Origin of the sequence: Glaesserella sp. (genome assembly GCF_041817755.1) — a bacterium.
Taxonomy (GTDB): domain Bacteria; phylum Pseudomonadota; class Gammaproteobacteria; order Enterobacterales; family Pasteurellaceae; genus Glaesserella.
Genome location: NZ_JBGYBX010000070.1, coordinates 1 through 10,515, shown reverse-complemented (window position 1 = coordinate 10,515; position 10,515 = coordinate 1). Strand labels below are relative to the sequence as shown.

8 protein-coding genes are annotated in these 10,515 nt (G+C 41.7%); 3 read left to right on the top strand and 5 right to left on the bottom strand.

The features are described from left to right. Nucleotides 1–182: 182 nt before the first annotated feature. Nucleotides 183–1,106, bottom strand: coding sequence for a lipoprotein NlpI (gene nlpI / locus ACEYKX_RS10830; RefSeq protein ID WP_373768008.1), 924 nt, complete (start codon nt 1,104–1,106; stop codon nt 183–185). 67 nt (nt 1,107–1,173) lie between these two features. Beyond that, a complete protein-coding gene (gene pnp, locus ACEYKX_RS10825; RefSeq protein ID WP_373768007.1) occupies nt 1,174–3,309 on the bottom strand; it encodes a polyribonucleotide nucleotidyltransferase in 2,136 nt (711 codons plus the stop codon). A gap of 343 nt (nt 3,310–3,652) precedes the next feature. On the opposite strand from pnp, the gene ACEYKX_RS10820 reads away from it, so the two are divergent. After that, nucleotides 3,653–3,982 (top strand): type II toxin-antitoxin system RelE/ParE family toxin, encoded by a 330-nt coding sequence (locus ACEYKX_RS10820; RefSeq protein ID WP_373768006.1) that lies wholly within the window; start codon nt 3,653–3,655, stop codon nt 3,980–3,982. Further along, the gene (locus ACEYKX_RS10815) at nt 3,979–4,296 is read left to right on the top strand and encodes a helix-turn-helix domain-containing protein (protein ID WP_373768005.1); all 318 of its coding nucleotides are present in this window, start codon (nt 3,979–3,981) and stop codon (nt 4,294–4,296) included. Before ACEYKX_RS10820 ends, ACEYKX_RS10815 begins: the two co-directional genes overlap by 4 nt. Nucleotides 4,297–4,319: 23 nt before the next feature. Here the strand turns inward: ACEYKX_RS10815 and ACEYKX_RS10810 are convergent, their stop codons facing one another. Together ACEYKX_RS10810 and ACEYKX_RS10805 are read right to left on the bottom strand one after the other, a co-directional pair. After that, nucleotides 4,320–6,110, bottom strand: coding sequence for an ABC transporter ATP-binding protein/permease (locus tag ACEYKX_RS10810; protein ID WP_373768004.1), 1,791 nt, complete (start codon nt 6,108–6,110; stop codon nt 4,320–4,322). Between the two features lie 110 nt (nt 6,111–6,220). Next, nucleotides 6,221–8,374, bottom strand: a complete 2,154-nt coding sequence (locus tag ACEYKX_RS10805; RefSeq protein WP_373768003.1) for a TonB-dependent siderophore receptor — start codon at nt 8,372–8,374, stop codon at nt 6,221–6,223. Between the two features lie 254 nt (nt 8,375–8,628). On the opposite strand from ACEYKX_RS10805, the gene ACEYKX_RS10800 reads away from it, so the two are divergent. Next, nucleotides 8,629–10,293 carry an ABC transporter substrate-binding protein gene (locus ACEYKX_RS10800; protein ID WP_373768002.1) on the top strand — a complete coding sequence of 555 codons (1,665 nt, stop codon included), beginning with the start codon at nt 8,629–8,631 and terminating at the stop codon, nt 10,291–10,293. Between the two features lie 109 nt (nt 10,294–10,402). Here the strand turns inward: ACEYKX_RS10800 and ACEYKX_RS10795 are convergent. Further along, on the bottom strand, nt 10,403–10,515 hold a 113-nt coding region (locus ACEYKX_RS10795), incomplete at its 5' end, for an IS3 family transposase (RefSeq protein ID WP_373768011.1).

The following is a 10,515-nucleotide window of genomic DNA, read 5'->3' as shown; positions in this document are numbered from 1 at the left end:
CCTCTTTGCTAAAGAGGGGAGCGGATCAATCCAACATTTCACTAAAAAATAAAAATTATATTGTTGAGCTTTTTAGGTAAGAAAAATAAATAGAAAACAAATCAATGCTTTATATAACTTGTCACACAGTGTAAGCGGTGGGATTTGCAAAAAATTTTACACATCGCACCGCTTGTATCGTCCTAATATTTCCCAACAACGGGATACGTTTGAGCTTGGTTGCGTAATAATGCCAACTCAAACAAAGCAAAACGATACTCAACAAAGTTATACACTTGATTTGCGATAGCGAGACGAAACAGGCTGACGGCTTCATCAGCTTGATTCATTTTGAGTGCTTGTTTTGCAAGATAAAAATACGTTTCGGTTAAAATTTCCGCATATTGTGCGGTATTCGGTTCCGCCTCTGCATTAATTTTTAAACGAAGCTGTTCGAGAGTTAAATCGCCTAAGAAGTAGGAAACGATATTCGTACCCCAAAACTCTTTCGACAATCTTTTGGAACGCTCAACCAAGTTTGCTTTGGCCTCGCTCGGATTTAACTCTAATTCATTGAAATATAACCATAATATTCGATAAGGATCGGATTTATCCGCTTCGTAGAAACGCAATAAATCACGTTCGGCTTCCGAATAACGTCCACTGTAATAAAAAGCAAGACCACGATTTAAACGGGTGTAATCGTAGTGCGGATCCAATTCTAATACCGCATTAAAGGCGTCGATTGAGCTGTCGTAATCGTCTTCAAGTAACAAATACAAGCCCAAATAGTTATAGGCTGCCGCCATTTTAGGGGCATACTCGACCGCTTGCGTAAAGTCATAACGCGCAAGCGACCATAGTCCTAAACTGTCGTAAATTACCCCTCTTTCAAAGTGTAATTCCGCTTTCTCTGTTTGAGTTAATTTAGCTTCTGCCAATACCTGCGTTAAACGAACAACCATCACTTCTTGCTCAAAACGCAATTGAGGATTCAGCTCGGCTAACGGTAATTTATCGGGAGAGATCATATCCGACGGACGACTGATACAGCCGGTCACGAAGATCACCGCCAATAAATTAAGCAAACATAAACGAAAGTTAAACAACTTAAAACGTTGTGGCATTAGTAAAACCTTAAGGTTACATAACGATCTCCTTTCCCCCGCAATGAGGGAAAGGAAGCAAAAAACATTATTCCGCCAATTCTTCAGCAGTTTCTTGTTCTTGTGATTCGGTTGACTCATTCGTGCCATTCAACTCTTTCATCGTTAAACGGATACGACCTTGGCGATCGATTTCAACGACTTTGACTTGAACTTCTTGTCCGACAGATAAGTAATCCGCCACACGTTCTACACGAGCGTCAGTGATTTGAGAAATATGCACTAAACCTTCTTTACCACCAAGGATAGACACGAATGCACCGAAATCCACTACACGGGTTACTTTACCTTTGTAGATCGCATTGACTTCGACTTCTGCCACGATCTCTTCGATACGTTCCATCACACGTTTTGCTGCGTTGTTATCCGTTGCAGCAATTTTCACTGTGCCGTCATCATCAATGTCGATTGATGTGCCGGTTTCTTCGGTTAATGCACGAATTGTCGCACCGCCTTTACCGATCACATCTTTGATTTTCTTCGGATCGATCTTCATTGTATGAATACGAGGTGCGAAGTCAGAGATTTCTGAACGTGGTGCTGGGATCGCTTGTTCCATCACGCCTAAAATGTGCATACGCGCACCTTTCGCTTGATTTAATGCGATACGCATAATTTCAGGGGTAATCCCTTCAATTTTGATGTCCATTTGTAATGCAGTCACACCTTCACGTGTACCTGCTACTTTAAAGTCCATATCGCCTAAGTGGTCTTCATCACCTAAGATGTCTGAAAGTACCACAAATTTCTCTTCTTCTTTCACTAAGCCCATTGCAATACCTGCAACTGCTGCTTTAATTGGCACACCGGCGTCCATTAACGCAAGAGAAGCGCCACACACAGAAGCCATTGAAGAAGAACCGTTTGACTCAGTAATTTCAGAAACCACACGCACCACATACGGGAATTCTTCTGCGGTCGGCATTACGGCTAACACACCACGTTTCGCTAAACGACCATGACCGATTTCACGACGTTTCGGCGAACCGATACGACCTGTTTCACCTACTGAATATGGAGGGAAGTTATAGTGAAATAAGAAGCGATCTGATTTTTCGCCAGTTAATTCATCAATGATTTGTGCATCACGTTCTGTACCTAATGTCGCAACCGCTAACGCCTGTGTTTCACCACGGGTAAACAACGCTGAACCGTGGGTACGAGGTAAAACGCCGGTGCAAATATCTAATGCACGAACGGTATCCACAGTACGACCATCAATACGCGGTTCGCCTGCAATAATACGGCTACGCACGATTTGGCTCTCTAATGCGGTAATAATATCTACAATCTTACCGCTTGAAACGGTTTCATCTTCTGCGGTTAATTGAGCGATAACTTCAGCTTTGATTGCGTCGATTTGTTCGTAACGTGCTTGTTTTTCAGTAATACGGTAAGCATCGCCGATACGCACTTCTGCTAATGCTTTAACTTTATTGATTAAATCCGTATTTGGTTCCGGAGCAACCCAATCCCAACGTGGTTTGCCCGCTTCTTTCACAAATTCTTTGATGTTTTCAATCACCACTTGTTGTTGCTCGTGACCGAATACCACTGCCGCTAACATCTGTTCTTCAGTTAAAATATCCGCTTCAGATTCAACCATTAATACCGCTTTGTCCGTACCGGCTACTACTAAATCTAAACGGCTTAAACGCTGTTCCGATGTAGTTGGGTTTAAGACGAATTGGTTATCAATAAAACCGACACGCGCCGCACCGATTGGACCATTGAAAGGCACGCCGGATAAAGATAATGCAGCCGAAGCACCAATCATCGCGACTAAATCCGGGCTGATTTGAGGATTGACAGAAACCACCGTTGCAATCACTTGAATTTCGTTAAAGAAACCTTCAGGGAAAAGCGGACGAACCGGGCGGTCGATTAAACGAGCAATTAAAGTCTCTCCTTCAGATGGACGACCTTCACGTTTGAAGAAACCACCCGGAATGCGACCTGCTGCGTAAGTACGCTCTTGATAATCTACGGTTAATGGGAAGAAGTCTTGACCTTCATTCACCTCTTTTTTTGCCACAACGGTAACAAAAACCGTCGTGTCATCCATGCTTGCCATTACAGCCGCTGTTGCTTGACGAGCGATCGCGCCGGTTTCTAAGGTTACGGTATGCTGACCGTATTTAAATTGTTTGACGATTGGAGTCATGTGAATTTCCTTTGTGAATTTTTTGGATTTGTTCTTGTTTTATTTCCTAAAAATTGCGACTAGCAAAAGCAATCTTTTACGTTCGGTTAAGATTACTTTTGATAGCCGCCTCTTAAATGCGAAGAAATAAAACTGAGCTATTATACAGAGATTTATCAGAAAAATCGCCTGTTATTTCGTGATTTGCAAGAAATTTACGCAAAGTAACCGCTTGTTTCATATCAGCTCTTATTTTGTGACGCTCATCGAAAAATGTGTTTTTTCTGCTTGTGTCAGTATAAAACGAGCCAATAATCCTATTTTCCTTGATATTTATTACTTTTGGTATAAAATTTGATACAAAATGAATATAACTCGCAAGCCTGTTCTATGGGTAGGCTCAACCCTAGATGATATTCGGTTATTCCCTGACCATGTTAAAAGAGAAATAGGTCATGATCTTGACCTTGTTCAGCAAGGGCTAGAACCAAGAGATTTCAAACCTATGCAAAATCTTGGTAGCGGAATTCTTGAAATTCGAATCAAAGAGCAATCGGGTGCTTATCGCTTGGTCTATGTTGCGAAATATCATAATGCAATTTATTGTTTACACGCCTTTCAGAAAAAGACTGAAAAAACCGCTAAACGAGATATAGAAATCATTAAAGCTATTCATCAAGGAGTACAACCATGATTGATACTGAAATTCGTCATATTACTTTACCCACAGATAACATTTTCAGTGATCTTGGCTTTGAGCCAGAAGAAGCCGAACGCCTAAAACAAGCAAGCCAAGCTCTCATTGAAGCTAAAATTGCCTTAATGAATAATGTGACTGAATGGATCAATGCAAATAATCTCAAGCAGGCAGATGCTGCCAAAATTCTTGGCATTACACGCCCGAGAGTTTCTGATGTAGTTAATCATAAAATTGAGAAATTTACGCTAGATGCGTTGTTTATGATGATAAACAAAACAGGAAAAACCATTCGGTTTTCTATTACATAAAAACAGGGCTTTCGCCCTGTTTTCTACTTATTCATACAACACTCTTCCACCCCACAACAACCCGCATTAAGATTAATCCGCTTGTTATGATAAGGATACAAGGTGCAACGGTGTCCGACACTGATAATGGTGCTGTTTGGTAATTCTTCCCGAATAGTCTGATAAAGAATAGACTCCGTTGGCTCATCAAGGGCGGAAGTCGTTTCATCAAGGAAAATCAACTCTGGCTTGCTGAGTAAAATTCGCACAAAAGCAACCCGTTGCAATTCCCCCGGTGAAAGGGTAAGTTGCCAGTCGTTATCATCATCCAGTGCGTGGAGATATTTATCCAAACAGCATTTTTCCATTGCCTGTTTAATTTGCTCGTCTGTCGCTTCAATATGTGGATAACAGATGGCTTCCCGCAATGTTCCCTGTGGCATATATGGGCGTTGTGGTAAGAACAACGGCTGTTCGCTGCACGGACGCTCGGCTGTGCCAAAGGTTTCAAAGGGATAAATACCCGCCAACGCTTTCAGTAACGACGTTTTGCCTGTGCCTGAAGCCCCTTGAATTAATAAGGCTTCGCCACGTTTTAGGTCAATGTTGATATTTTTCATCAATATGTTACCGCTTGCATCTTTCATTCCAAAATCTTTCAGCATAAAGCCGGTGGTGCAAGGATAAGGCTGATGAACCGGCATTTTGTCTAGATGATCAAGGGTGGTAAAGAAGCCATACAGACGGTTTAAACGTGCTTGATACAGGGTAAATTCATCATAGAACAGGCGGAAAAACGACAAAGCACGCATTAAACGGTTGAAAGATTGTACCGTTTGGTGCATATCGCCTAGGGTTACTTGTCCTGCAAAAAAACGTTGTGACTGTAACATCAGCGGTAAGATCATTGCAATCTGTGTTACCCCTGTGTTAAAGCCGTCTAAGCCCAACATTTTTTGGACAATTTTCCAACGGTTATCAATCACCGCAGAAAATTTTGCCTGTAAATTTCGGCGTTCTTTGGCTTCGCCTGAATAAAAGGCGATACTTTCGGCGTTATCTCGTACACGGATCAGCGAGTAACGGTAATCCCCTTGTAGCTTCTCTTTATTGAAATTCAATGCAATCAGTGGGCGACCGATAATCACGGAAAGCAAGGTAGCGACAATAATAAAAATATAGATAAAGAACACTACACCCTTCGGGATTTCCACGCCGAAGATCGCCAAGATCCCCGATAGTCCCCACAGGATAATCGTAAATTCAATGGTGGAAACGACCGCATTAATCACCCCACGCACTGCGTCTAACGTACCGCCGATAAACTCTGTTGCATCTTGTTCGATACGTTGGTCGATATTGTCGGGCAACTCTTTTTCATACTTCACCAGATAGTAATTTTTATTGGCTAACCAGCGGTCAAGCATTTCGTGGTTGAGCTTTTCTAACCAACGAATTTCAAAGACTTGCTGTAAGAAATAGTTGATGATGGCGTGGATAATTTTGACAATCACCAACATTAAATTGATGATCGCAAAAAACCAGAAGGCATCGGCTTGCTGTTTTTGTAGCGAGCTGTACAAGCCGTTATAAAAAAAGGTGTTGAGTACGCTAATGCGAACTTCCATTAACACCATTAATAATAGCAGTAGCACTAAGCCGACTGTTTTGACTTTGTTAGATTTCTCCCAACAAGGTCGGGTGATATGCCAAAATTTTTGTCCGAAGACGGTTCGCCCAACGAGTTTGCCTGTTAGATATAGTCCGAAAGAGACACAGGTTAGCGCAATGGCTAACCAATAGAGGCTGTTATTGACTTCTGTTTGCCAGTTCATAGATTATTTGCGACAAAAGGGCGAATGTCGCCCTGAAATAGAAAGCATACAAGCGGTGAGATTTGAACGAAAATTTGCAAAATTCCGCCAAAATCGCACCGCTTGTTACATTAAAACTCAACTTTTGCGTTCAACACAAATTCACGTCCGTTACCATAAGCAATCGGAATCACGCTGTTACTCGTACCTTGAGTTGAAACGTAATAGGTTTTGTCGCCTAAATTTTTACCGTTCAGCTGCAAACTGACTTTTTTACCGCCAAGCTGAGTTTCATAAGCGATAAAGGCATCGGCAACCACCGAGTGCGGCAGTTTATAGGCCTCGATATTGGCTTCATCGTAAGTGTTATACACCGCCCAAGAACCGAGATATCTCGCTCCCGCCCCGACACGAATATTGCCGAATGAGAAATGCCCTAAATCGTAGGTTAAAAATAAACTCGCTTGATGCTGTGGTACACCTTCAAACTCTTTACCGTTGAAATAGCTGTATTTACTGTTTTCACGGGTTTTGGTATCGGTGTAAGCATAGGTTGCCGTCACACCGAGTTTTTCCGTCAAACGACCGTGTAAGTCCCATTCCAAACCGCGCGAATTGACTTTACCGACCAAATATTGGTAACTGTAACCGTCACTACCAGTGTAAGTATCCGCAACATTTTTCTTATCAATATTAAATAGTGCTAAATTAGTACTGAAGAAGGCATTTTCATATTTTGTGCCCACTTCAAAGGACTCACCCTGCTCCGGTTTTAAGCTTGATTCGGTAATCGCCGCACGGCTTAAATGCGGGCGGAACGATTGTGCATAGTTACCGTAAACCGCCCAATCCGGGGTGAATTTATAAACTAAACCGCCTTGATATAAGAATTTACCGCCGTGTCCGTCCGTATATAAACGATCCGCAACGGTTGAACCGCCACGCCCGGCTTCTTGATCGTAATATTCATAACGAATACCGCCCGATAAAATCAATTTATCGGTTAAATACGCAGAATCTTGAAGATATATGCCGGCAGTATTCAATTCGGCAAATTGATGACCGTTATTGGTGGCCAACGGCATATTTGCTACACTTGCCGTGTTATAAATCGGGTTACTTAATGAAATATTGCTGGTATTACCTTGATAACGGGCAATATCTAACGTAGTACGGGCAAGATCTACACCCACCACAACACGATGAGCAATACTCCCCGTCGCAAATTCACCAACCGCATTGATACTTCCACTGTGGTTACGTTGTTCCGAGCCTTGAATACCTTCCAAACGGCGGGTTACGCGATCTCTGTCCAAATTAATCGCCGTTACGCGAGCTTGCCAATAATTATAAGTATCCTTGGTATAACCGTAGACGGCATTCAATTTCCAACTGTCGTTTAATTTATGGCTTGCTTGTAATGACACAACATCAATCTTACCGACGACTTGATTAAACGGTTCATCCAAACGCTGTTCTTTCGGAATATTGACGATAGAACCTTTTCCCGTACCGTTAGCAATAATGTAAGTTCCTCGATCGAAGGGATCGGTATATTCTTGATGTTCATAGCTGAGCACAACTTCTGTTTTATCATTCTGCCAAGAGACGGACGGTGCATATAGAGTACGTTTTATTTCACCGAAATTACGCCAATAATCTTTATCATTTTGGTCGTAAATAAAACGATAAGCAAAGCCGTTACCTAAACCGCCGGTTGCATCAACATTGACACCCCACGCATTATTGTTCCCGACAGAACCGCCTAACACATATTTGGCTTCTTGCTGCGGTTTTTTCGTCACCACATTAATCACACCGCCCGGATCTTGAATCCCATAAAGCACAGAGGCAGGGCCTTTTAACACTTCAACGCGTTCAGTGGTTGCGGAAAAGTTATGGGAAGGACCGGCAATAACGCCGTTGCGTAAAATGGAGTTATCACGGTTTGCTCCGAATCCGCGTTTAAGCACCGCATCCATTAAACCGCCAAGGGTATTGGCTTGTGTCATTCCACTGACGGTAGCTAACGCTTCATCCAAACTTTTTGGTTGGCGATCCGCAATCAGCTGACTGTTTACCACATTGACCGTCTGCGGCGAATCAATCAAAGGCGTTGCGCCTTTATTAGCAATATTGCTGATACGTGATTGGTAACTGCCTTCGTTATTTTCCGTTTGTGCTGAAGACGAAACGGTCACTTCCGATAACGATGTGTTTCCTTCCGCAATAACGAACGGAGAAATAAACAGGGCGGAATAAAGTAAGTTGTGTTTGAATTTCATATAGTTGCTCTCTTAAAATGATAAACACTTATTATTGAAAATAATTATCAACTCTTTATATCATACAATTTATTGCGATGAAAATCGTCAGCTAAATCAGTTTAGCGGTGTTTTTTTACACACCCTTAATTTTTATGCTTAAAAAACAATCTATTGCTTACATAAATTTATTTACACTGTTGAAAAAGCAGGCTATTTATATATCGTCAATTCTGACATTGTCTGAACATTTTACTTGCAAAAAGGAATAGTTTATGCAGAACACAGAACACACTATTTGGACTAAAAGTAAAAGCCTTGTCAATCTTTCTGCGCTAAGTTGCGCCATTTTCTTTGCTATCAATGGCAATGCACTTGCGGCTAAAGTACCTGAAGGCGTTGTCCTTGCTGATAAACAAGAAGTACGTATTCAAACCACTGCTGAAGCAGCTACACTCGATCCACAAAAAATGGAAGGCACAGGGGAAAGTTTATTAGCCCGCCAGCTTCTTGAAGGATTGGTCAATACCGATGAACAAGATCATCTTGTGCCCGGTGTCGCAGAGCGTTGGGAATATGGTCCTGAAAATAAATCATTGACCTTCTATTTGCGTAAAGATGCCAAGTGGTCAAACGGTGATCCTGTTACCGCCCATGACTTTGTCTATGCTTGGCAACGTTTAGTCGATCCGAAAACCGCTTCGCCTTATGCAACCTACTTAGAATTTATGAAAATGGAAAACGTGGCGGATATTGTGGCGGGTAAAAAATCACCGGATACCTTAGGGGTAAAAGCGGTTGATGATCATACTTTATTGCTCACCTTAACCGCTCCAGTGCCTTATGCAGCAGATTTAACTCAACATGCATCACTCTACCCTGTTCATCGTGCAACCGTTGAAAAACATGGCGATAACTGGATTCGTCCTGAAAATTTCGTTGGTAACGGTGCGTATAAAATTGCTGAACGGGTTCTTAATGAAAAAATTGCCTTTGAACGTAGCCCGACTTACTGGAATGATAAAGAAACCGTGGTCAATAAAGTCACGTTTTATGTGTTAAATGAAAGCTCAGGCATTGCACGTTTCCGTTCAGGTGATTTAGATATTGCAAATATTCCGTCAACACTCTATAAAGATGCGAAATTCCGTAAAGAATATGATCCGCAAATTCATAAATCACGCAAACTCGGTACATTCACTTATGAGATGAACTTAGCTAAAGCACCGTTTGATGACATTCGTGTGCGTAAAGCGTTAGATCTTGCGATTGACCGTGAAGTGATTACCGACAAAGTACTTGGCTTCGGTCAAACGCCAACCTTTACCTTTACACCACATTACATCGGCGCAGGTGAAAAAATCAAACAACCTGAATATGCAAGCTGGACACAAGCCCAACGTAACGAAGAAGCAAAAAAATTACTCGCCGAAGCGGGTTATAGCAAAGCGAATCCGCTTAAAACCGAGTTGCTTTATAACACAAACGAAGGCTTAAAAAATATTGCGGTGGCTGCTACATCTATGTGGAAGAAAAACTTAGATGGAATGACAGACATTACACTGAAAAACATGGAATGGAAAACGTTCTTAGATACCAAAGCTCAGAAAAATTACACCTTAGCTTTCAGTGCATGGATGGCAGACTATAATGATGCAAGTACGTTCTTAACTTACTATCTCTCAAATAGCGACCAAAATAAAATTGGTTTCAAAAGTGAGAAATTTGATCAGTTAATCAATGACTCTTACTATGCGAAAGATGAAGCAGAACGTGCTGAAATCTATGCCAAAGCAGAAGCGGAATTAAATAGTCACCATCCGTTTGTGGCGATTTATCACTATGCGGGATTGTTTATTAAAAATCCGAAAGTAAAAGGCTATGAAGGTAAAAGCCCGCAAGGCACTTATTACATCAAAGATTTTTATGTCGAAAAATAGCGCTGGACACAGATAAACACAATCAAGACAGATCAACAAGCGGTCGGATTTTGTAAAAAATTTACAAGATCCGACCGCTTGCTGATCTGCCCCCCAAAAGTTGGACAGGTTACTCACGTAAATATTGAGCTCGGTATTGTGCCGGGCTCAATCCTTTTAAGTCGGGTTTAATTCGTTTTTGGTTGTAATACACCAAATATTCTTCAATTTCTGCCTGTAATT

Bases quoted from the DNA above. Each gene is read 5' to 3' on its own strand.
- nlpI (WP_373768008.1), bottom strand. From the start codon at position 1,106: ATGCCACAACGTTTTAAGTTGTTTAACTTTCGTTTATGTTTGCTTAAT.
- pnp (WP_373768007.1), bottom strand. From the start codon at position 3,309: ATGACTCCAATCGTCAAACAATTTAAATACGGTCAGCATACCGTAACC.
- ACEYKX_RS10820 (WP_373768006.1), top strand. From the start codon at position 3,653: ATGAATATAACTCGCAAGCCTGTTCTATGGGTAGGCTCAACCCTAGAT.
- ACEYKX_RS10815 (WP_373768005.1), top strand. From the start codon at position 3,979: ATGATTGATACTGAAATTCGTCATATTACTTTACCCACAGATAACATT.
- ACEYKX_RS10810 (WP_373768004.1), bottom strand. From the start codon at position 6,110: ATGAACTGGCAAACAGAAGTCAATAACAGCCTCTATTGGTTAGCCATT.
- ACEYKX_RS10805 (WP_373768003.1), bottom strand. From the start codon at position 8,374: ATGAAATTCAAACACAACTTACTTTATTCCGCCCTGTTTATTTCTCCG.
- ACEYKX_RS10800 (WP_373768002.1), top strand. From the start codon at position 8,629: ATGCAGAACACAGAACACACTATTTGGACTAAAAGTAAAAGCCTTGTC.